The 22,592-nt window shown below is 58.5% G+C and carries 17 protein-coding genes and 1 pseudogene; 8 read left to right on the top strand and 10 right to left on the bottom strand.

Going from position 1 to position 22,592, the window contains the following annotated elements:
• Window positions 1–89: 89 nt before the first annotated feature.
• Window positions 90–1,568, top strand: a complete 1,479-nt coding sequence (locus ACVOLZ_RS01605; RefSeq protein WP_062167456.1) for a SulP family inorganic anion transporter — start codon at window positions 90–92, stop codon at window positions 1,566–1,568.
• A 106-nt stretch (window positions 1,569–1,674) separates the two neighbouring features.
• Here ACVOLZ_RS01605 and ACVOLZ_RS01600 read toward each other — a convergent pair whose 3' ends face one another.
• Window positions 1,675–2,451: an aminotransferase class I/II-fold pyridoxal phosphate-dependent enzyme gene (locus tag ACVOLZ_RS01600; RefSeq protein WP_481514830.1), complete on the bottom strand. Its 777-nt coding sequence runs from the start codon at window positions 2,449–2,451 to the stop codon at window positions 1,675–1,677.
• Between the two features lie 131 nt (window positions 2,452–2,582).
• On the opposite strand from ACVOLZ_RS01600, the gene ACVOLZ_RS01595 reads away from it, so the two are divergent.
• Both ACVOLZ_RS01595 and ACVOLZ_RS01590 read left to right on the top strand, forming a co-directional pair.
• A complete protein-coding gene (locus ACVOLZ_RS01595) occupies window positions 2,583–3,818 on the top strand; it encodes a benzoate/H(+) symporter BenE family transporter (RefSeq protein ID WP_062167454.1) in 1,236 nt (411 codons plus the stop codon).
• Window positions 3,818–4,633 carry a YggS family pyridoxal phosphate-dependent enzyme gene (locus tag ACVOLZ_RS01590; RefSeq protein WP_062167452.1) on the top strand — a complete coding sequence of 272 codons (816 nt, stop codon included), beginning with the start codon at window positions 3,818–3,820 and terminating at the stop codon, window positions 4,631–4,633. The genes ACVOLZ_RS01595 and ACVOLZ_RS01590 overlap by 1 nt, the downstream gene beginning before the upstream one ends.
• Window positions 4,634–4,961: 328 nt before the next feature.
• Here the strand turns inward: ACVOLZ_RS01590 and ACVOLZ_RS01585 are convergent, their stop codons facing one another.
• From ACVOLZ_RS01585 to ACVOLZ_RS01560, 6 genes are all read right to left on the bottom strand, one after another.
• Window positions 4,962–5,693, bottom strand: a complete 732-nt coding sequence (locus ACVOLZ_RS01585) for an NYN domain-containing protein (protein ID WP_082746535.1) — start codon at window positions 5,691–5,693, stop codon at window positions 4,962–4,964.
• Between the two features lie 119 nt (window positions 5,694–5,812).
• Window positions 5,813–6,346: a His-Xaa-Ser repeat protein HxsA gene (hxsA, locus tag ACVOLZ_RS01580; protein WP_231732491.1), complete on the bottom strand. Its 534-nt coding sequence runs from the start codon at window positions 6,344–6,346 to the stop codon at window positions 5,813–5,815.
• Between the two features lie 77 nt (window positions 6,347–6,423).
• On the bottom strand, window positions 6,424–7,611 hold the full coding sequence (gene hxsC / locus ACVOLZ_RS01575; protein ID WP_062167450.1) for a His-Xaa-Ser system radical SAM maturase HxsC: 1,188 nt from the start codon (window positions 7,609–7,611) through the stop codon (window positions 6,424–6,426).
• Window positions 7,598–9,091, bottom strand: a complete 1,494-nt coding sequence (hxsB, locus tag ACVOLZ_RS01570) for a His-Xaa-Ser system radical SAM maturase HxsB (RefSeq protein ID WP_062167448.1) — start codon at window positions 9,089–9,091, stop codon at window positions 7,598–7,600. Before hxsB ends, hxsC begins: the two co-directional genes overlap by 14 nt.
• On the bottom strand, window positions 9,078–9,377 hold the full coding sequence (locus tag ACVOLZ_RS01565) for a hypothetical protein (RefSeq protein ID WP_062167446.1): 300 nt from the start codon (window positions 9,375–9,377) through the stop codon (window positions 9,078–9,080). Before ACVOLZ_RS01565 ends, hxsB begins: the two co-directional genes overlap by 14 nt.
• Before the next feature lie 382 nt (window positions 9,378–9,759).
• Window positions 9,760–10,530, bottom strand: coding sequence for an abortive infection family protein (locus tag ACVOLZ_RS01560; RefSeq protein ID WP_062167444.1), 771 nt, complete (start codon window positions 10,528–10,530; stop codon window positions 9,760–9,762).
• 85 nt (window positions 10,531–10,615) lie between these two features.
• Here ACVOLZ_RS01560 and ACVOLZ_RS01555 point away from each other — a divergent pair, with 85 nt between their 5' ends.
• Entirely contained in the window at window positions 10,616–16,273 is a 5,658-nt protein-coding gene (locus ACVOLZ_RS01555; protein ID WP_062171530.1) for a DUF3320 domain-containing protein, read from the top strand.
• Between the two features lie 645 nt (window positions 16,274–16,918).
• On the opposite strand, the gene ACVOLZ_RS01550 is transcribed toward ACVOLZ_RS01555, so the two are convergent.
• Window positions 16,919–17,503 carry a TetR/AcrR family transcriptional regulator gene (locus ACVOLZ_RS01550; protein ID WP_062167440.1) on the bottom strand — a complete coding sequence of 195 codons (585 nt, stop codon included), beginning with the start codon at window positions 17,501–17,503 and terminating at the stop codon, window positions 16,919–16,921.
• A 76-nt stretch (window positions 17,504–17,579) separates the two neighbouring features.
• Between ACVOLZ_RS01550 and ACVOLZ_RS01545 the strand changes: the two genes are divergently transcribed.
• The 3 genes and pseudogenes from ACVOLZ_RS01545 to ACVOLZ_RS01535 all read left to right on the top strand — a co-directional run.
• Window positions 17,580–18,488: an alpha/beta hydrolase family protein gene (locus tag ACVOLZ_RS01545; protein ID WP_062167438.1), complete on the top strand. Its 909-nt coding sequence runs from the start codon at window positions 17,580–17,582 to the stop codon at window positions 18,486–18,488.
• A 132-nt stretch (window positions 18,489–18,620) separates the two neighbouring features.
• Window positions 18,621–18,995 carry a hypothetical protein gene (locus ACVOLZ_RS01540; RefSeq protein WP_062167436.1) on the top strand — a complete coding sequence of 125 codons (375 nt, stop codon included), beginning with the start codon at window positions 18,621–18,623 and terminating at the stop codon, window positions 18,993–18,995.
• Window positions 18,996–19,024: 29 nt separating this feature from the next.
• Window positions 19,025–19,252: pseudogene (locus ACVOLZ_RS01535) on the top strand (IS5/IS1182 family transposase); the annotation flags it as partial.
• Window positions 19,253–20,024: 772 nt separating this feature from the next.
• Here ACVOLZ_RS01535 and ACVOLZ_RS01530 read toward each other — a convergent pair.
• Window positions 20,025–20,456 carry a BLUF domain-containing protein gene (locus ACVOLZ_RS01530; RefSeq protein WP_062167430.1) on the bottom strand — a complete coding sequence of 144 codons (432 nt, stop codon included), beginning with the start codon at window positions 20,454–20,456 and terminating at the stop codon, window positions 20,025–20,027.
• Between the two features lie 444 nt (window positions 20,457–20,900).
• Between ACVOLZ_RS01530 and ACVOLZ_RS01525 the strand changes: the two genes are divergently transcribed.
• Window positions 20,901–21,431 (top strand): hypothetical protein, encoded by a 531-nt coding sequence (locus ACVOLZ_RS01525; RefSeq protein WP_062167428.1) that lies wholly within the window; start codon window positions 20,901–20,903, stop codon window positions 21,429–21,431.
• A gap of 351 nt (window positions 21,432–21,782) precedes the next feature.
• Here the strand turns inward: ACVOLZ_RS01525 and ACVOLZ_RS01520 are convergent, their stop codons facing one another.
• Window positions 21,783–22,034, bottom strand: coding sequence for a hypothetical protein (locus tag ACVOLZ_RS01520; protein WP_065868077.1), 252 nt, complete (start codon window positions 22,032–22,034; stop codon window positions 21,783–21,785).
• Window positions 22,035–22,592 lie beyond the last annotated feature (558 nt).

Raw genomic sequence — 22,592 nt, 5'->3', positions numbered from 1 at the left:
GATTGAAGAGCGATCCAGACAGTAACGTCTGGAAAGGGTGCCTGTTTCCTTCGTTTGGCGCGCACTGCCGTGCGCGGAGATCATTTTCTATGTCTGCAATCTATCCCCTGCGCCAGCAATGGCTCGGCAATATCCGTGGCGACTTACTGTCCGGCATCGTCGTTGCACTGGCCCTGATTCCCGAGGCCATCGCGTTTTCCATCATCGCCGGCGTCGACCCCAAAGTGGGCTTGTATGCCTCGTTCTGCATCGCAGTCATCACCGCCATCGCCGGTGGTCGCCCTGGCATGATCTCGGCCGCGACCGGCGCCATGGCCTTGTTGATGGTCACCCTGGTCAAGGATCATGGCATCCAGTACTTGTTCGCGGCGACGATCTTGGCAGGCGTGCTGCAAATGATTGCCGGTGCTATGCGACTGGGCTCGCTGATGCGCTTTGTATCACGCTCGGTGGTCACCGGCTTTGTCAACGCACTGGCTATCTTGATCTTCCTTGCACAGCTACCCGAGCTGATCGGAATGCCTTGGCCGGTCTACGCGATCTGTGCTGTGGGTTTGGCAATCATCTATCTATTGCCGCTGCTGACCAAGGCGATTCCTTCGCCCTTGGTGGCCATCGTCGTCTTGACAGCTGCCTCCATGTACTTCGGGTTTGAGGTGCGCACCGTCGGCGACATGGGCGAACTGCCGGACAGCCTTCCGGTATTTCTGATCCCCAACGTGCCGCTGACCTGGGAAACGCTGCAGATTCTGCTGCCGGTGTCGGCGACGTTGGCGGTGGTAGGCCTGCTGGAGTCGCTGATGACGGCGCAGATCGTGGAAGACATGACCGAGACGCCGAGCCAGAAGAATCGCGAATGTGCAGGCCAAGGGTTAGCCAACACCGTCACCGGGTTCTTCGGAGGCATGGCTGGCTGCGCCATGATCGGCCAGTCGGTGATCAATATCACATCGGGTGGCCGGGGCCGGCTTTCCTGCCTGGTCGCCGGCGTGGTCCTGCTTTTGCTGGTGGTGTACGGCTCGGGCCTGGTGAGTCAGATTCCGATGGCAGCATTGGTGGCGGTGATGATCATGGTCAGCATCGGCACCTTTAGCTGGCGCTCGCTGCGTGAGTTGGCCATCCATCCGAAGAGCTCGTCAGTGGTGATGATTGGCACCGTGATAGTCACCGTGGCTACACACGACCTGGCCAAGGGCGTCCTGACAGGCGTCGTCCTGTCAGCAGTGTTCTTCACCCGGAAGGTTGGCAAAATGCTCACCATCGAGATGACCCAGGTAGACGCAGAGTCAAGCGTCTATGTGGTCAAGGGACAGGTGTTCTTCGCCTCCGCTGGCCAGTTCGTGAGCAGCTTCAACTATCTAGATGTTCCCAAGGACGTCATCATCGATCTGAAAGATGCGCACTTCTGGGATCTGACCGCCGTGGACGCTCTGGACCGGGTGGTAATGAAGCTGCGTGAGCATGGCGCGATTGTCGAGGTCTATGGTCTCAACGACGCGAGTGAGACGCTGGTCGATCGCTTAGGCAAGCATCGAACGCCGGGCGCCACGCTATCGTCTGGCCATTGACCGGCAAATAGGTGGGTGCCGCTAGGCACCCACCTAGAACCTTGTGAGGCGCGGCGTCAACTTTTAGCAGCGACGACTAAGTCTCCACCTACGTGCCTGCGTAATATCAATGGCTTAGCGCAAATCTGGCCTTGTTCGTAATGATTCCCTGCCGAACCTCATGCGCGTCGACCGGAACAGGCACGCAATGCAACCCAGCTGCTTCGAAAGCTTTGCGTGCACCGTGGTAGCCGGGGTCCTCGATGAAAATCCGCTCTCCTGCATCTAGCAACAGAGTGGCGCACAGCGTCAGTGCCTGCTGGGAGCTGGTCAGTATCAGCACGCGATCGGGTGTGGCACGCGCGCCGCGTTCCAGGTTGACATAGTCAGCAATGGCTTGTCGCAGTGGCGCCATGCCCTGCGCAGGGCTGTGCAGCAGTGCCCGGGTGCCGTACTCCTTCAAGACCTGGCGTTCCAGCCGTTTCCAGATCTGCAGGGGAAAGCTGCGCGTCTCCGGCACACCGGGAGCGAATGCGCGCGGCGCCAGGAAATCGCGCACGCCGCCGCGCTGGACGAGCACGCTGCCGCGCTGGCTCAGGCGCGGCGGAGAAGTGCAGGGTGGGGTGTGCCGTGCTTTACCACGTCCGGGCAGGCGTTGCGTGTGTTCGGACACGAAGCTGCCGCTGCCCACGAGGCGTTCAATGAAGCCCTCGGCATGCAACTGGCCGTAGGCGGTCTCGATGGTGTCACGCGAGACGCCCAGCGATTTCGCCAGCGCACGCGACGCTGGCAGGGGCCGGCCGACATCGAGCATGCCATCGAGGATGAGCTGGCGTATGGCGCGTTGCACCCGCAGATGCAGCGGCAAGGCGCTTTGCGCAGGGTCGCCGATCGCGGCCTTCACCGATTCAAGTTGGGCATGTTTGAACAAATGGTCTGCTCTATAGGGTGAAAGTGGCGGGGGAAATCGGGCCATTGTCCGCCTATAAATGGGCACCGCAAGTCCACTGCCGCTGCAGGAGAAGCCCGTTACACATGGCCGATGCCCCCACATCTGCGTCCCTTCACTGGAAGGACCTCCCTCACCCGGTTATCGCCGGGCTCATCTCTGTCATCGTCAACTATGGCGGCACCTTTATCCTGGTGTTCCAGGCCGCCAAGAGCGCGGGCCTAAGCCCGGAACTGACGGCCTCGTGGGTGTGGGCGGTCTCCATAGGAGTCGGTGTCACCGGCATCGTCTTGAGCTGGACGACCCGCGAGCCGATCATCACCGCTTGGTCGACGCCGGCTGCAGCATTTCTGGTCACCGCGCTGACCACGACCCCATACGCGGAAGCTGTGGGCGCCTATCTGATCTCGGCGGCTGCCTTCGTGCTATTAGGCTTGTCGGGCTGGTTCGAGCGCGTGATTCGGCTGATTCCGCCGGGTGTGACCGCCGGACTGCTGGCCGGCATCCTGCTGCAATTCGGTATCGGTGCCTTTGCCGGTGTCAGCCTGGATCCACTGCTGGCGGGCCTGTTGATCGTCGCCTATCTGGTACTCAAGCGTGTGTCGCCGCGTTATGCGGTGGTGGGTGTCCTGGTTTTGGGGCTAGCGTTCCTGTTGTTCCAGGATCGGGTCGATGTCGCTGAGCTGCGTCTGGCATTGGCCGCACCGGTGTTCACCGTGCCGGCGTTCTCCTTCAATGCCCTGTTTAGCGTAGCGTTGCCTCTGTTCCTGATCACGCTGACCGGCCAGTACATGCCGGGCATGCTCGTACTGCGCAATGATGGTTTCAAGACCAGCGCCAGCCCCATCGTGGCGCTGACCGGATTGGGCTCGTTGCTGATGGCGCCGTTCGGCTCGCACGCGTTCAACATCGCCGCCATTACCGCGGCGATCTGCACCGGCCGCGAGGCACACGAACAGCCTTCCAGACGCTGGGTTGCCGGCGTGGCCGCCGGTGTGTTCTACATTCTGGTCGGCGTGTTCGGCGTCACGCTGGCGACGCTGTTCATGGCGTTTCCGGCGACATTCATCGCTACGCTCGCTGGTCTGGCATTGCTGGGCACCATCGGGGGGAGCCTGGCCAGCGCGCTGGCCGACGCCAAGACCCGCGAAGCCGCTCTGATCACGTTCCTGGCTGCGGCCGCCAACATAAAGCTGCTGGGCATTGGCGGGGCGTTCTGGGGTCTGGTGATCGGGCTGGTGGCGTACGCGATCCTCAACGGTCGATCGTCGCAGACCGTGCCGGTGGCCACGGCAATGCCTTTGAATGGGAGGCCCCATTGATGCCGGTTACATACCTCACCCCCACCGGCCACGACCGGCACGGCCGCTATCCCGAAGCGACCAGCGTCGAGGATTTCCGGCGCAATTTGGCAGCGGTGCATGCGCGCATTGAGGCCGCTTGCCACCGCGCCGGACGCGATCCGGCGAAGGTGCGCCTGCTGCCCGTCAGCAAGACCAAACCCGAGGCCAGCCTGCGGCTGGCGTATGCCGCGGGTTGCCGGCTGCTGGGCGAGAACAAGGTGCAGGAAGCGCACCGCAAGTGGGAGGCGATGCAGGATCTGAGCGATCTGCAGTGGTCGGTCATCGGCCATCTGCAAACCAACAAAGCCAAGCAGGTGGCGCGGTTCGCCAGCGAGTTCCAGGCGCTCGACAGCCTGCGCGTCGCCGAGGCGCTGGAGCGACGGCTGCAGATCGAGGGCCGCTCGCTGGATGTTTACGTGCAGGTCAACACCTCGGGTGAGGCAAGCAAGTACGGCCTTGCGCCGGATGACGTGCCAGCCTTCCTCGGGGCGCTGCCTGCGTTCCCGGCGTTGCGTGTGCGCGGCCTTATGACCCTGGCGCTGTTTTCCAGTGAGGCTGAGCGCGTGCGCCGCTGCTTCGGCCTGCTACGCGGGTTGCGCGACCGGCTGCGACAAGAGATGCCTGCTGGCATTGCACTCGACGAACTGTCGATGGGCATGTCGGGTGACTTCGAGATCGCGATCGAAGAAGGGGCGACGGTGGTACGCGTCGGGCAGGCGATCTTCGGTGCGCGCTTGCTGCCCGACCACTACTACTGGCCCGACGATGCGGGTGCTGAAATGGCGACCGCATGAAGAAGGTTGCGGTCATCCGCCATCTGGCATTCGAGAACCTGCGCACGTGGGTGTCGCTGCTCGTCGCGCGCATCTACGCCGTGTCCTATTTGGAAGCAGGTAGCAAACGTGTCTGCGTTGACTGCCTTGTCCCGGTCAGTCTGCTGGTGGGAGCGTGTGTAGACTTTTGTGAAAACAGTATTCAAGTTAGACCGAAATCTGTACAAACCCGGCCAAGGGCTGCGAGCAGAGATGCGACAGTCCCTTGGAGAAACTGGGCGGCTATCTGCACATGAAGCACTAGCGAACTTAAGGAAAGCCCGAAATCAATATTTGGCGGCAACATCGGCTAAGCGGTCTCAGCCGCCAGGCTTGTAGTCCAGATGCCACTGCTCTCCTGATTGACGGTAAGAAGATCGTAGGTCCTCAACATGTTCAATAGGCCAGAGTGCCCGTAGGCGTTGGGTGAGAAGCCAGAGTCGGCTCTCTTGAGATATATGCCCAAAGCATTGAGCGTGACTTTCCCGTCGGGGGTACTAGCTGCAAGCAGCGAAACTGCTTCGACAACAAAACGTGGTCGGCGCTTAATGGGTGCTACAGGACCTGCCGGATGTGGCTCGACGGCGACTACATCTGTGGGCTTGCATGAGCTAGCTGCAACTGGCTCCGCAGTGACTACGACCTCCTTGGTCCACTCAAAGAACTGATCGCAAGCGTTACGCAGCGCATCTGGAGTTTTGGATTCACCAACAATGAAGACTGAAGCGCCTCGTTCGCGAAGTCGGCGGCACAAGTACGCGAAGTCTGAGTCACTGGTGACAAGGCAGAAAGTTTCTGCTCTACGATCGAAGTGTGCTTCGAGCGCATCTAGCGCTAAAGCAATGTCTGAGGTGTTCTTCTTTGCAGCGTACTGAAATTGAAGGCAAGGAGTGAAGGCTTGTCTAACAAGAGCCTCTTCCCAGCTGTTGGTTAGAGTGGACTTGTTTCCGTAGCCGCGACGTAAGGTCACTCGCCCGGCCTGAGCTGCCATCAAAAGCGCAAAATCGATGATCTCGGCTGAGACGTTATCGCAATCAATCATTACGGCGACAGATGCTTCCTGCTGATGGTGTGCCAAATCCTAGTTTTCCTATCCAGTGGGGGGCTTCACGTATTGCCTTGTGTTTGGATTCTGATCTGGGTTAAACGCTAATTCATTGGTCAGAGTCGAACTCCCAAAGCGTCGAGCGTAGGGGTGGTCATAGTTCCTGTTGCAGAAATTCCGTGAGCTAGCTGGAACATGCGCAGCGCTTGGCGTGTTTCCGTAGAAAGAGTTCCATCAATGGCACCCGGGTCGTAGCCTTTTGAGTAGAGCGCAGCTTGCACGCGCATGATCAGCAGCTTCAGGGTGTCAGCGTCCCGGCTCTGCGATGGGAGGCGTGTAGTTGAGCTTGGCTCCAACGTGAGGTTGCTGCCAGTCGATGAAGGCCGGCTGGTCGATGGCTGCAAGCTCTGTACGTTTGACGTATTACCACTATTACCCTTGCTGCTGGTGGTTGAGGGTGGCGTATAGGTGCTCGGCGGCGTATACGTGGCAGGCGGCGTGTAAGAGCGGTATGAGCTGCCTGAGCCGGATGAGTGTGATCGATGGGAGCTATGTGATCGGTGCGAGCTATGACTTCTGTGGCCGGCGTACAGATTGTGGCTGCCAGCATTGAGCGAGGTGCTCAACACAGTTACATACTTGCCATCCATTTCCGAAAGCCGTGAAATATCCAACTGCCCCTTTGAGGGCTCTGTGCTAATAGCGCCAATCGTTGCGCCAATGATCATTAAGGCACTGGACATGCTTGTAGCTCCGGTACGGGGGAGATGGCACGGCTGGTCCAAGCCGGCGTAACCCAAGAGAAGAATCCGCCGCAACGATCTCGCACGGAGCAAGCGCTACAGGCAGGAAGATAGTCGTTCTTCCATGTCGAAATGCTCTGAACCGCGTAAGCCCACAAGGAACGGTCTAGCGAGCATAGTGGAAGGTTGTACAAGGACACAGGGATCCCACTACCGGCAAGTGTCTCCACCGCAGTACTGAGTGCCTCAGAATAGTCAGCGGGATCTGCCCAAAGCTCCTGGTGATGTGCCTTCGCAAAGCCGATGGGTTCTATCCCCATCAAGGCTACATGCTCAACAAAAGGAAGGTTGCGCCAGATGTATCGAGCGAGCTCAGCTAGACGCTCTACGGTTGGCTTCACCAGAACAACACGGATCTCGATACGTTGGTTGGCTGCTTGCATGGCATACAAGCCGCGCAGCGTCTGGGAGAACGCACCAGAGCTCTGGACCACATAGTCGTGCAAGGCGTAATGATCGCCGTAGAGGGGAATTCCCCAGCTTAGGTTCGGATGTACGCCAGAAAACTTGGCATGTAGCCCAGCATCCCGTATGCGTCCATTAGATAGAATATGAATGTGCGTTTCAGGTAGCGATGTCGCACACTTCTTTACGATCTCCACTAGTCCGTCGCCGAGCAGAGTAGGCTCGCCACCGCTAATCGCTAGAGAGGGCTCGCTGACGTCAATCAGGTCGATTAGATCTAGGAGGTGTCCGACGCGCCATGCGTCTTCGACCTCCCTAGGTGGCTGAGAGCACATCAGACAGTAGCTATTGCAGCGCTCGGTGGCGAATAGGACGTTGCCTGTATCACCGCGGCGATAGCGAATCGCAACCTTCTTACGTATAGGGTTGAGTTCGATCGCGTCCCCTGACTTACAGAGGTCTGGCGAACCTTCCAAACGAACCACTGGCAGTGCTTCTGACCCATCCCAGGCTTTACCTGGAAGTATGGCGCCCCAGGGGAGTTCTAGTAGGGCTCCGCTGAGTGTCTCGGAGCCGACTTCTCGCAGGTCCAGGGCTAAACGGTCGAAGGGCAGGGCCGTTTGAGCGAACTCAGTCAGGTCGACGACCTTCAGTAAAGAAGCCTTGGTTGAAGGCGCGATTTGGGCTCCGGTCTCAAGCGGCAACATCGGGTGTCTCTCTAACAATCTTGGGCATTGCCCAGGAGCGCATCAGGCTTCGGGTCCACTGATCAGTGGTTTCGTATTGCTCCAATAGAAAGTCGAAGAGCCCCATATTCCTGCTGCAGAAGTCGCTCGTCGGCCGGTGACCAATTGGGTCCCCTTGGCGTGCATAGTGCTCAATGGGGTCCGCGCCGCACATAGGAACGAATGCACAATCGGAGCAGGTCGGAAGTGCTTCCGCTACTCCAGCACTCAATATGCGCTCCATTGCAGGTGAGACTAGCCACTCCGGAACGGTCTGGGACACGTCCCCCAGTGCAAAGCCGTCATCGCCCATCGCGGCAAGCATCCGGGCTTCGTCGGATGGGTAGACACGTCCATCGTAATCGTAGATCACTGCGCCAAGCCCTGCACCGGAAGGCGAGCGAAGATCGACATAGCCGTGCCCGAAAGAAGTGAAGAGCTGTGAGAGCAACAGGGATGCGTAAGACTCATCCATGGCGTAGCCCGAGCGATTGATCGAGATCAGGTGCTGAAAAGCGCGCCTGTAGAAGGCTAGATAGTCACTAGTTGTGTAGCCGGTTCGCGGCGCTGTACGAGTGGCGAAGCCGTAAGGGCTGAGGGGGCGTAGTGAGATGGAGTGAAAACCTACCTTCCGATACTCGTCGATGATGGCTTCCGGCACCTCGAGGCTTCGTTTGGTGAGGGTTGTGAGTGCGGATACACCATCTTCGCCAAGCCAACGGCGACCTAAGTCAATGCCGTCGATAGTCCGCCGATAGCTGTCGCGCCCAGGTCGAGGCCGGTTGGCGTTGTGGAGCCACTCAGGGCCGTCGAGCGACGTTGAAAGCTTGAAGCGGTGCTCGGCTAGGAACTCAAGTTGTCCCTCGGTGAGGTCGTGCAGAGTTGAGGCAAGCACGAAACGTAGGCTGCGCCCAGCAGATCTATTGCGTTCTACGATCAGTTCCGTAAGACGTATAACCTGCTCGAAGTTGAGCAGCGGTTCGCCACCTTGAAACTCTACTGTCAGCTCTTGGCTAGGCCATTCAAAAAGGCGCTCTACTGCAAGTTCGGCATGTCGCTTTTCCATGTCGAAATCTGCAGCTGTCGTCTCTTGGCGCGATACCTGGCAATAACTGCAGGTGTGATGGCAGCGCAGCGAGACGACGAAGATGTGCAGGGCTGGTCCGCCGAGAATGTAGGATTTCCTAGTGCGAATTTGGCTAAGTAAAGGAGCAATGCTGCTGGTATCCGCGCTTGCGACCGCCAAGTGGCGCGCCTGTATATCAGCAAATAAAGAAGAGTCTGACGGCAGCTCGTGGGCAACGAACTTCTGAAGGTCCTTCATGCCCATAAGGAGCCAGTCTCCGCCCATGGACGAAACAAAAGCTCGATTGTGGTCCCATGGCAGGCGCCGGAATCGGAAGGGCAGCAGTTTGTATGAATCGGAGAGCGCGAAGGCCTGCGGTGACCTAAACTTGGACATCAGGTGTCACCGGCGGTTGGGCCTGCGCCAATGCGGCCTTGAGCAGTTCCTCCTGGAGTCCTGCTGTCTCAGCACGTACTTGTGCCCGGAGGCGCTCGTCCAAGAGATCGCGCGCAAAGGAGGCGTCGATGTCTTCGGGGAGACTGGGAGATTCGAAGGAGGCCACAATCGTGTCGCCCTCGATGCGTAGTTCCACCTTGTGTTTGCCGGTGTAGCGATGGGCCGCTCTAGCGACCACGTCGTCGCTATACAACCGACGGTCAACAACATACTGAGAGCTTTCCATTGCTCATCCCCCTTGGATAGGCGAACTTTGCGCTTGAGCCGTGCTTTTTGCAAGGAAGATAGTTCAGCTCGTAAGAATCATCATGTGCTCGTCGAGGCTTTTTCCGCGGCTATCAAGGGGTTTCGAGTGTTAATTGCGGGCTTCTGTGAGCGCGGCGACGGTTTGCCGGCGTCTGAACGACGGATTCAGGGTCCAATTCCAAGCGTTGCGAGGAATCGCCCAAGACGTTCTGTAGAGATCAACAAAGGATCCTTGCTAAAGGACGTCATGCGACCCAAAGCGGACATACACCGTCTAAAGACAACCGGGCGATACATAACCCGAGTTCCGTTTACACAGAAATCTACATACGCTCGCTGACCGTAGACTGTCGGCTGTAGTCCTACGTATTGCGATTTGCCACTATCTTGCTATCTAGGTATTGAATGATGCTGCGGGTTAGATTGATGGCAAGCAGCGCCTCATCGCGTTCGACAAGCTGATCGTTGGCGTGAGCTAGGCTCCCTCTGTTACGGAGCGGATTAAGTGAATCTAGAATGTTGCCAATGGAAAAGACAATCTTGCGCATTGCGTCGTCTTGGACGCCCATATCGCGCAGCGCAGGATGGCGTTCACGCATCAGTTTGAAAACTTGAGTGACTCCAGGATCTGCTGGCAGCGACGCCAGATCCAGTCCTGCCGATCGACATACCGTTTTCAAATAACCATGGAGAGCCGTGTGAACGCGATCCAAGGCACTCACTGGACCCTGCACCTCTAGCAGCGATGCAGCATCGGCCAAGGCTTGGCGCACCAGCTCGCTGGCTAACCTGGGTGACGTCGGCTCTACGGCGGCTACTTGGCTGCATCGCTTTGCCATGGTAAGCAGCTTCGAATGTGCATCTTGCGTCCGCTGGACCTCTGACCCCACCGGAAATCGTCGGGCAACGCCTCGCACTATCGCTGCCTGAGTCTGCGAATTGGCGGAAGAGAGCACCGCCAAGAAGCGTTGCCGCGTGGTGCCCGGGTAGGCTTCGGGATCGACCGTTAGGTCGCAGTAGGCGGCATAGAACTCACGGTGGGATGGATAGGTGAAATCGCCCAGGTAACCGCCCGACACGCCAATGTAGTGGCTGATGATCCAATGTATTTCAGTCGGGCGTAGGCCTTCCATGGATACCCTTGCTCGCCGGCTGGAAGGCCGGCCCAGTTGGAGGCACTATAGCCTTGGCGCCCAGTTCCGGGCCATAGGGGGGGACATGGATAAGTCGTTTGAGGACGGGACGGTCGACACCCCGGAGAGCGGATCTGTGCTCCGGGAGCGAGGCTCGCTGATTGACAAGGTCAATCGGGCCCGCCTCGAGCTGCTGGATCTATCGACTCGCAACCGGTTGCTTAGCGTTCCCAGGTCCGGCCACGCCAAGACGGTCGAAGTGATCAATGAGCTCGCGCAGGCGATGTATCAGACGCTCGTCATCGACGGAAAGCGCTTCACTTTCGCTGCAGGTAGGGCTGACCCAAAGACAGTCGCAGACGATGCAGTAGGCGAGGAGGGCGATCAGGCCGACTCAGTCGGTGCCGTCCAGGTGGAGGGTGTTGATGCGGAAGCGGACCTCACGCTTGTCGAGGATGAGCTGGACGACTTCGAACTTCTGGCGCAGCCGAACCTAGAGCTGGACGAGCAGGGTCGTCGCGTTAGCCACTGGGACGCCCAGTTGATGACGCGCTTGACACCGACCGGCTTGCAGAAGCGACTCTTAGATCTCTATGTTGATGCCCGCACGCTTCAAGAAGAGCAGGGCATCAACGTGCTCTACCTCGGTATTGGCTATCTAAAATGGCGTGCACCGACAACCCCTAAGATCGATCGATATGCGCCACTCGTGCTGGTGCCCGTCGCCTTGGAGCGCAGCAACGCAGGCGAGAAATTTCACCTCAGATGGCAGGGCGATGAGATCGTCGCCAACCTGTCGCTCCAGCTCTTCCTGCAACGTCAGTTTGAGATGAAGCTTCCCGAAATCGATGAGTTCGAAAGCCTCGACATCGATGACTACCTGTCCAAGGTTGCGTCACTGATTGAGGGCAAGCCTGATTGGGCAGTCATGCCGGACGATGCGGTATTGGGCCTATTCTCGTTTGCGAAGTTCATGATGTATCGGGATCTAGACCCTGTGAGCTGGGAGCAGTTTGGTGGCTTAGGAGCGCTCCGTGCACTTCGGGGCGTAGTTTCGGATGGATTCCCCGGCGCGGCTATTTCGACAAGCGAAGAGGACATTGACGCCACTGTAAGCCCGGAAGAGATGCGCCATGTCGTGGACAGCGACAGCTCCCAGTCCCTCGTTGTCCATGACGTGCTCAAGGGGCGGAGCATCGTCGTTCAAGGGCCGCCGGGGACCGGTAAGTCCCAAACCATCGCGAATGTTATCGCGGGGGCAATTGCCGATAATAAGCGCGTGTTGTTCGTGGCGGAGAAATTGGCGGCCCTAGAAGTTGTGAAGAGGCGCTTGGACCAAGTTCGACTCGGCGCCGCCTGTCTTGAGCTTCACAGCAACAAGGCGAACAAGCGAGCCCTACTGGAAGAACTTCGGCTCACATGGAACTTGAGCCCGCTGGCCGATGAGGACAGCGGCCCGATCGTTCGTCAGCTCATTGAGCGACGCGATTTGCTTAACGCCCATGCCTCGCGCCTGCACCAAGAAATGCTTCCGTCGAGACTGACGCCCTACGAAGTGTTCGGCAACCTTGTTCGGCTGCGTCGGGAGGGGCATGTTACGGCTCGCATTCGGCTTGATTCGCCTCTCGAGTGGACGTGGGAGAGGGTAGAGGAAAACCAGAAGCTGCTTCAGGACCTGTGCGACCGAGTCCTTACAATGGGCATCCCCGACCAGCACGCCTGGGCCGGTGTCGGGAATGATGCGCTGCTGCCGAACGATCGGGACCGGTTGATTGGGGAGATCGCTGAACTCGCCACTACTCTGAAGGAATGGAGGCAACGCACTGTCGAACTGGCCAGCGCTCTCGACCTTACATTCTCGGACAGCCTAGATGCGCCACAAGCCGCAATTGGCCGAACCAAGGTTCTGCTGACTGCGCCGGCTATCGGACCCGATGCACTCGCCGACGCGTCTTGGGAGACTCCTGCGGGCCTCGATAGCCTGATCGAAGACGTTCGGCGTGCGCAGGAGCTGCGCCGAACTTGTAACGAATTCGCGGCCGAATCGGCAATTGAACATGTATGGGAGCAAACGAGGCAAGAGTTGTCGAGTGTTCCTGGTGACTTCCTCCTCGGCAGGGAACTGTCTGTGATGCGCGATGCGCACCAGAAGCTGTCAGGCATGGGGTCTGACCTAGCCCGTCTAGCACAGTTGGTAGGGGAGCAGCGGCCGCTAACATTCGAGGTAATGGCTCATGTCTGCGCGCTTGCGGAGCGTGCAAGCTCAGCGCCGCAGATTGATCGCGATGCTTTAGTTGCTCGTATTTGGGAGCGAGGCGTTGATTCGGTCCAGAACTTGGTCGACTGGGTGCAACAGGTCCAGGCGGCCCGCCGTGAACTAAGTGAGGTTTTCCGCGACTCTGCGTGGTCTGCCAACCTTGAGGGCGCTCGGCTGCAAATCGCTAGCCGTACCGGGAGCCTCATGCGCTTTTTAAGCGGCGAGTGGCGTGCCGCAAATCGGCTGGTCCGCGCGCAGCTGCGAAATCCAAAGCTTCCAGCTGATTCTTTGCTGCCAGCACTGGACAAACTCCTTGACGCCCAGGCGGCGCTCCGCCGGGTCGAGGAGGGCAATGCTCAGGGTGAGGAAGCGTTCGGCGCTAACTGGGAGCGTGATCGCTCTGATACCGCTTTCTTAAGAGGCGTTGTAGCCTGGATGCGTAGCATGCGCCCGTTTGGGCTGGGCGCGCGCGAGCAAGTCGCCACCATTGGTGATAAAGGCTTAGCGGCTGAGTTGGCGGCTCGCCTTGGCCCAGGACTGGCCGAAGTCCAAGCCCTTTTGTCTCCCATACATGAATCATTGCTCACTAGCGGGCAGATGCTGTGGAGCGCGGTAGAGTCCTCGCTTCCAAGGGTTCCGCTGCTTCGATTGTTGGGCGACACGGCCCCGTTCGGACAGGCAATCTCGGTTTGCGATTCGCTGAACAACGCTCAGACGATGACCGTGTCACTGGCCCTCGAACGCATCGACGCTCTGACCAGCACTCAGGCTGCACTTGCCGCACTTGCTCAATTCGACCGGCAAGGCGAAGCCGCGTTCGGTGACCTGTGGCTAGGCCTCGCATCGGATGCTGCTGCGCTTCAAGATGCTTGTCTCTGGATGACCACCAATGCTGAGTTGAGGATGCTGGCCTCGCGCACCGTCGACGCCCAGCAGACGCTTGAGCAGGCGACAAATCAGCTTGAGGAAGCTGAAAGACTGGGCATAGAGCTTTCTGAGCTATTCACTGCTTTACGATTTGCGGGTAACGACGAGGTCGCATCGAATACCGCTGACGTCTCCGTGAATGCCACGATAGGCCAGCTCAAAGCGTGGGAAGCAGATCCGGAAGGGCTTCCGCAATGGGTTGCTTACATAGCTCAAGCAAATGTGGCCAAACGACGTGGACTGAAGAACTTCGTCGATGCGCTGGCGACCGGTGTCTTAACTCCTGATGAGGCCCGGGGCACGTTCGATCTAGCCTATTATGAGGCGGTTCTGTCAGCAATGGTTGCGCGGGCCCCCGAGCTGGCGACGTTCGACGGGAAAAAGCAGACCGAGCTTGTCGAGTCGTTCTGCGAGCTAGACCGAAGCCGCATTGACCTGGCTCGGCGGCAGGTTTCGCGCTCGCATCGCGAGCGAATCCCGTCGAAGAATGGGGCAGCGGGCCCTGTGGCGGTGATTCTCGGCGAGATGGCGAAGAAGAGAAGCCACCTCCCTATTCGCCAACTGATGGTGTCGGCGGCGCCTGCCATCCAGGCACTCAAGCCGGTTTTCATGATGAGCCCGCTGTCGGTGGCGCAATTTCTACCGCCAGGTGCGGTGGAATTTGATCTTTTGGTCATCGACGAGGCAAGTCAGGTCCAGCCAATCGACGCCTTGGGTGCCATTGCCCGCGCCAAGCAACTGGTCATCGTAGGGGACGAGCGTCAATTGCCGCCCACGCGGTTCTTCTCAAGAGCTCTGGGCGATTCGTCCACACCCGTGGATGAGTCCGCAGCGCCGGCGGACGTTGAGAGTATCTTGGGACTGTGTCTGGCGCGGGGGCTGCCGGACAGAATGCTCCAGTGGCACTACCGAAGCCGCCACCAGTCTCTAATTGCGGTGTCCAATAGTCAGTTCTACGAGAACAAGCTACTGATCGTGCCAAGCCCCTACACGAGTGAGGCGGGCGTGGGTCTGCGGTTCCATCACCTGCCCGACGCCGTTTATGATCGTGGTGGCACTAGCACCAACGCGCGTGAGGCGAAGGCGGTTGCCATGGCGGTCATTGCTCACGCGCAAACGACACCGCATCTTACCTTGGGGGCTGCCGCTTTCTCGACACAGCAACGACGGGCAATCTTTGACGAAGTGGAACTGCTGCGTCGCCAACACCCTGAGACCGAAGGTTTCTTCACGGCACACGCCCATGAGCCGTTCTTCGTCAAAAGCTTGGAGAACATCCAGGGCGATGAACGCGATGTCATCTTCATTTCTATCGGCTATGGCCGAGATTCGCGCGGCGGGGTGAGTATGAACTTCGGTCCGGTCAGTAGCGAAGGCGGCGAACGACGTCTCAACGTGCTCATCAGTCGCGCCAAACAACGATGTGAGGTCTTTTCGTCCATCACTGACGAAGACATCGATCTCAGTCGAGGCAAGGGCAAGGGCACTGCTGCACTCAAACTGTTCTTGCACTATGCCCGCACAGGGCGCCTCCATATTGCCGACGAAGCTGTAGAGCAGCGCAAAAAGACGTTTGAGCAGGAGGTTGCAAAAGCGCTCATCGGTCGTGGCTACGACCTTCACATGAACGTGGGGGTGGCCGGCTTCTTCGTCGACATTGCTATCGCCGATCCGGAGAGGCCAGGGCGCTACATCATTGGTATCGAATGCGACGGAGACTCCTACCGCAGGTCCAACGGTGCGCGTGATCGGGACCGTTTACGTGACCAGGCGCTGCGCGATAAAGGCTGGCAAGTCCAAAGGGTATGGAGTGCGGAATGGTTCCTCAGGCCTGCCGCGGAACTTGATGCCTTGGTGCGCGTCATCGAGCGTTCAAAACTGGAGCCGGACCCCTTTGAGGCAGAGACGGTATCTCGGCCGCGCGCCGTTCCAGTCAACATCGAGAGCGTGGAACACGACGACTTCGTCGAAGTGGGTCTGGTTAGCTCTGACGAGTTACCTCGCACCGAGCCTTATGTGGAAGCCAACTTCGCGGTGCCCAGCCAGCAACAGGAGTTGCATGCAGTTCCAGCAATGCGGATGGCAGGTTTTGTGCGCGACTTGGTTCACGTCGAGGGCCCAATCCATCGGTCAGAGGCCGTTGTTCGCATTCGTTCTCTATGGGGGTTGCAACGGGCCGGAGGGCGCATCCAGAGTGCGGTGGATGAGGGCGTTCGGCGGGCGGTTGAAGACGGTCTGGTGTTGCAGGATGGGGAGTTCCTCCTGTGGCCTGGTCGCGCTATTCGAGTGAGGGACAGAAGCAGCGTTCATTCCCTGAGCCTGCGTCGACCCGAGTTGCTTCCACCTATGGAGATGGATGTCGCGATCTTGGAACTGGTGCGCGAGAACCTAGGGGCATCATTGGACGAAGTAGCACTCCACGTGTCGCGTCGGCTGGGCTTCCGAACGACGAGCGCGCAGCTGCGAGCGGCTCTGGTGGCTAGGGCCGAAACACTTTTGGCGCGTGGTGTCTTGGACCTCCGGAATGGATTGTTGGTGGAGCGAGCTGTTCAACAGTGATCGTGCTCGAGCTGCTGTAAAGACGGGGGAAGTGGGCAATGCTGGTCTTAGTCCCCCACCAGTGAATGCGGAGCCCAGCGATGGGAAATCCTGGACGAATCGGCTTCGAGTTGCTCGTCAATGATCTGAGATAGAAGTCGTCCACGAATTGCAAGGTTCGCATGGCTAATAGCTTCCCCGCATGCGTTCGCCCACCCTTTTGCCACGAGATCAGCCCAAGGCACCACGTCGGGATCCATGCGCAGGGGATGCCCGTGCCATGGCAGTTGCATACCCGCTGAGCGCGGATGTGAGCACCAAGCACAACGCCAGGAACGCGAAAATGAGTGGGCCTTCGGCGCAGTAGAGCGAGCCCAGCAACACGCTGGACCTCATGGCTTCCTGGCCGCCGCCCAGCGCGAGCAGCCCGAGCGGACCCAAGATCACACTAGGGAGGATCATGGCAGCCGGGCCGGTGGGCGGATGCAACGGCCGGTATGGCGAGCGTGTCCGGATTTTTGTGTGCACGGGATTTTGAATCGCCTCGGTTTGGAGCCGGGCATCATTCGTGAGCATTTCCGAACCTGGCCACTGGGCGTTAAGCGACCCAAAGCCGCCAGTCATGCGACAGCGCCTTGGTGGTTGGCGTGGATGCGAGCTATTCGCTTACTTGCGTAATTGGCTTTTGGCTAGGGATTCAATTTGTCTGGCGATCCGATCGAAGGGCTCGATGCTCTGCTCGGCGCGGCAAAGGACCACCGCGCCTTCCAGGCTCGCGATCACGAGTGTCGCCAAGTCCGCAGCCTCATCCTTGCCAATGCCGCCGGATGCGAACGATTTCTCCAGGCGTCGGCGCCAGCCAGCGAAAACCTTGGCGGCCGCTTCGCGTGGTGCATCCCCCTCTGGAACCAGCGGCTCGTCGATGGCAGCGGCCATCACCGGGCATCCGATCCGGAACTTGGATCGCACCAGAATGTCTCGCCAGCTGGCAATGAACTGACCAAGTCCTGCTGGATTGCCTGCTTGCAGGTAAAGGTCGAGTCCGGCATCGACGCGCGCACCGGCAAGCGCGATTGCTTCGACGATGACCTGGTCCTTGCCCCGGGGAAAATGATGATAGGTCGACCCCAAGGGTGCATCGGCGCGCTTCGCCAACTCGCGGATGCTGGTGGCATTGAGGCCATGGCGAGCGAGCATGTCGGCAGCGGCGACCACCATGCGCTGTCGCGAATCCAGGGCGGGCTTGGTCATCGGCGCACCTTGTTATGACGGTCGTCATAGTCTACGCTCCTCGACTATAACAAGTGTCATAGGGCGGAATCGAGCCATGAACGAGGTGCGTTCCACCACGCTGACAGCGGCGGATGGTTATCGGCTGGGCGCCACCCGCTACCCGGCGATGGGGCCGTTGCGTGGTCGCATCATCGTGGCCAGTGCCACCGCGGTCCCGCAGGGTTTCTACAAGCGTTTCGCCGAGCATGCCCGCCGGCGCGGCCATGAGATCCTGACCTTCGACTACCGCGGCATCGGCCAGTCGCGGCCTCCTTCGTTGAAGGGATTTCGCATGGATCTGCTCGACTGGGCCAGGCAAGACCTTGCCGCAGCGGTGGATGCCATGCCGGAGGATGGCGTGCCGCTGTTCATCGCGGGGCACTCGTACGCCGGGCACGCGTTCGGCCTGCTTCCCAACCATGCCAAGGTCGCCGGATTCCATGTCTCCGGTACCGGTGCGGGTTGGCATGGCTGGATGCCGCTCGGCGAGCGGATCAAGGTGCGAGCGCTGTGGGCCGTGCTGGGTCCGGTGACCCGCTGGAAGGGCTATTCGCCGTGGAAGACTCTCGGCATGGGCGAGGACATTCCGGAGGACGCATTCCGACAGTGGCGCCACTGGTGTCGTTTTCCCCACTATTTTTTCGATGATCCGGCGATGAGCGGGATTGAGGCATCCTACGCCACGGTCACGACGCCAATCATCGCGGCCAACGCACTCGATGACCTGTGGGCAGCGCCCGCATCGCGCGATGCGTTCGTGAAAGCCTACAGCAACGCTCCGCTGACGAAACGTGACATCGACCCGCGCAGCCTGGGACGGGCCATCGGACACATGGGCTATTTCCGCCAGAGTGCTGAACCACTGTGGGACGAGATGCTGGACTGGTTTGGATCATTGCCCAAGGGGCGTGCCGTAGAGAAGCTCTCCAGGTTTGATTCACTGCCAAGCCGGCAGACCGCATGAGCTTCCCGGCCGCGCACTTGATACGCCTGGGTTTGATGCTGCTCGCAACAGCGATAAGCAGCATCCTTCACTACGTCGACAACCTGCTGTTCTTCCCATGAATACCCGGAGCCGCCGTGGATCAATCGAGCCATGATCGACGCGTTCTGGTTCGTCATGACGCCACTGGCATTTGCAGGATGGTTGGCGATCAAACGTGGTCATCCGGTAGCCGGGCCCTTGCTCCTGATGGGTTATGCCGGTTGCAACCTGCTATCGCTAGGGCACTACCTCTACGCACCGTTGCACGCCATCAGCGGAAGGATCCATGCCTTCATCCTGCTGGAATCATTTTTAGCGGTGGCGTTGTTGTGCATCTTGGCGCGTACGGCATTCGCACGACATCACGCGCGTCATGGATCGGATGTGAACTGCTTCGACGCGAACGACCGCTTCTGGCCGCAGGGCGTCATGCGACCCAAAGCGGGCATACACCGCCTAGAGACCATCGGGCGATACATAACCTGAGTTCCGTTCGCACAAGAATCTGCACACGCTCGATGCAGATCCGCCTCAATGCAAGGCCACAAGTCGCTATCGTGCGAAAGCAAACCGTAGAGCACGTGTTCGGCACGCTCAAGGCGTGGCTGGGCACGACGCCACTGCTGACGAAGACGCTTCCGAAGGTCAGAACAGAGATCAGCCTGGCGGTTCTGGCTTACAACATGAAGCGCATGATCAAGATTGTCGGAATGCAAGGCATGCTGAGAGCGATCACGGCCTGAGAGACTTGGTTCATTGCTTTGACGAAACCGCTTGAACCGGATGCGCTCTCCCCGAAAGGTCATCGGCAAAGAGTTTTCACACAGCCTCGGCCGACAGCGGACGTTAACTTTGACCTGGAACTTCTTCCTGGAGGCTTCCCAGGATGTCTGGCTCGGATTTACGGGTGGGCGACAGTTGTTCAAGGCGTTAGGTTAGCCAGTGCTGCGGCCGCATCTTACCGGTGCGCTGTCTGACACATCTCTGGACTTCAATCCATACCGGCTTCTTGCCCTAGTCTATCGAATGCATAACGGGGTACGCGAGTCGTGCGGCCAGCCTCTGCCGATACATCCCGTGCGCAATGCATCGAATACGTGCAAGCAGTACCACAGGTGTACTGACCTTGTGAGCAGGCCATCACTACTGAACAACTAGCGCCCAGGTTGGGCCCCGTTCGTCATATCGGTAAAGAAACCCCTCTTGGTCGACCTGGATGGCAACGCGTCCTTCCGTGTCGATCACGCGACTTATTCCCAGCATACTTTGCGAGATTGGGGCGTGCTGGGAAGATCGCTCTATTTTTTCGGAAATGCTGGGTTTCGCGGACTTTACCTTGCGCAGTTCCCCGCCCGGGCCCTGAAGGAAAATTTCAATTTTGGGCATGGCTATTTCCAGTAGAGGCTGGACAAATTGGTTGCAGATGGCTGTTTGCCAATGCCTCGCCCCCTCGAAGGCGAAGTCGAGGCGTTGGTGGATTCTTAGCTTGAAGCTCGCCCCCAGCTTCGTGGAAGATCAGTCTGAGCAAATCTCGTTCCAGAACTGGATCAAATCTTGAAGCACTTCTGGTGGCTCCCCATTGTGGTCTTCACCGAGATACGGAGCCTCGCGACGCCACTCTTTCGTGCAGAATTTTTGCAGGATGCTGCCGTCGGTTTCGCTGCAGGCCATGTACCACTGACGGAAATAGGTTGCTTCAACAGGACCGTTGAAGAGTTCCTCGATCCGGGCATGCTTTGAGGATTCCTGTATGCGTGAGTAGATCTTGCTCACACCGTAGTCAGGCCCTTCCAGATACTGAAAGAATCGGCTTCCATCGTAAAGTAAAACTCCGGTCACACCTTGGATCTGGTTCCTAGCGCGAGCGTCGATCAACAGTCGATCAACATCTTCTGTTGTCAGGCCTGCGACTGCGGTGCTCGCATAAGCAATCGCGTGATATTGCATTCGTTTATCCTGATGATGACAGCATTTCTGTCGTCCAGATTGGCACATCCCCACCGTTCTTGTGGGAGTTTTTTGTGCCGGTCTGTCGCCATCGAATGCCCTGGCTTTTTTTGCTGAAGGCTTTGCTGCTCTTGCTCGTTCGGGAGCGAAATGCCATGTCCATGCCTGGCCAAAGGCACAGCAACCCAATGGCTAAGGGAGCTCAATGAGGTTCACGGTCTTGGATAGGAGTGGCCTTACCAATATTTTGTAGCCATCGTGATCAAAGCCTGGGGCTGGTTTTGACAGTTTCTTCGCAGCGGCCTTGTCGGGCGCGCTTCCCAGATAGGACCAATTGCGGACCACGTGAATCTGCTCCAAGTCGCTGGAGCGTTCAATGATCCCTACTGCACCTGGTTAGGGCCATGCTTGTTCTTGGCGTTTCACAAGGGCTGATAGAAGTCGATGTCGATGAGTGTCATCAGTCTCTTTTCCACAACAAACCCCAAGGCATCGATGAATCGAGTGGCGAAAGCAGGAGCGTCCAACCCGCAGCTTCTCGATTCCAAGCCGGCTGTAGCAAAGCAGGTGAGTGTCGGCGATAGCTCGCAAGCCCGCGATAGCGGCATGCCTGTTGGCGAACAGGCCATAGCTGGGTGCACCACCTGCTTCATGGACGTTAGCGATGGTGAGCTCACCATGCCCGAAAGTCAGTGTGCACAGCTTCCGGTTGCGCCTCATGCGATGGTTGAACAGCGGCTGGTGGTGTTTGATTTGCTGCGCTTCAAGCAACTTGGCACCGATGTCGCCAGCGGTGCGAATGAACGAGAAATTGAGAGTCGGACTATTCAGTCGCGCATCATTCGCGGATCTCAGGTGGTCGAGGACCCGAGTGCGGATATGGATGCTCTTGCCTATATAGAGGGGTACTCCGCCGTGGCCATGGAAAGTGTAGGTGCCAGGGGCATGGGGGAGGTCGCGAGTGAGCGCGCGTAGATCGGATAACGATTCCATTGGAAACAAGCGTAGCGTCCAACTCTTATTGCTGCAGCGACGGGTTGTTCAGGTGTTCGAGCGAGCGCAAGGAGAGGGCTTTGGCGGACGGCTTCGAGTGGGCTGACGCGGGCTTACAGGGCAGCTTGTATGACGGATGCCAGCGTCACACCAAGCCCGATGCAAAAGGCAGATAACCATAGCGAGGGTCGGCGCGAATGCGGCGGCGCGGTCTTCATACAGCTTCCAAAAGCTGGCTTATGAGTGCTTATGCTCCACTATGCAGGGTGAAGTTGATGTGTCCTGACTTGCTGTTCTCATCACGAAAAAGCCCGGCCGGAGCCGGGCTTTTGTTCAGCCGATTACCAGGCTCCAGTGGATCTCAGAGTCCGGGTATTTGAAGCGGAATCCGTCGTAGTCAGACTGAACGGCAATGTTTCCATTCTCGTCTACCAACGTCTTCACTTCGATCTCTGAGATCGAGCGATTCTTGATGCGAATGCTGTCGACACTGCCGGTAAACAATCGCTTGTTTTGGCGTGACAGAATGCTCACCGAGCGGCGTTGCTGACCTGGCCCTTCCAGGTACATTGCGACTGACCCCATGGAAAATCTCCCTTTGACTTTTTCAAGACATCCTCCGGTCCCGCTAGAGGAGCGCAGATGATTCCTTCATCTCTGTGAAGATCGAGTCAGCGCGAACTGGAGCTAGTTCGTTGAGTGTACATTTCGGCGCTTCCGCCCCCCCGCAGTGAAGCGTTGGACGTCGGCGAGGATCGAGGGCTTGGAGGCCTCGCATCATCCCCCGAAAGGCGTGGAAGGGAGTGCCCAAGCGGACCAACCAGGAGGCGATCAGCTCGACTACCTAGCTGAGGTTTAACAGGCTCGTGGGAAAAGTGAAGTCTTCGCCTTACGACGTTCTTACACATTGTGATCAATGTCGGCTAAGCAGGCTGCCTGAGGCGCGCAAATCGGCGCTGTGCAGCGTATTGGCCGGCTAGCTGGATCCAAGGATGCCCGTTGCTTATGATCAGTTCAGCGACAATTATGCGTTGCGGATTGCAACCCTTGTCACGAGATCGATTGGGGGCATGCACGGGGGCATTATGGTTGTTCTAATTTTTGAAAATTCATGATAATCAGATGGATGTAGAATTTATTTGA

The organism is Stenotrophomonas sp. STEN020, from assembly GCF_056760195.1.
Note: the sequence above shows the minus strand (reverse complement) of the source record. Positions and strands in the feature narration are given on the sequence as shown.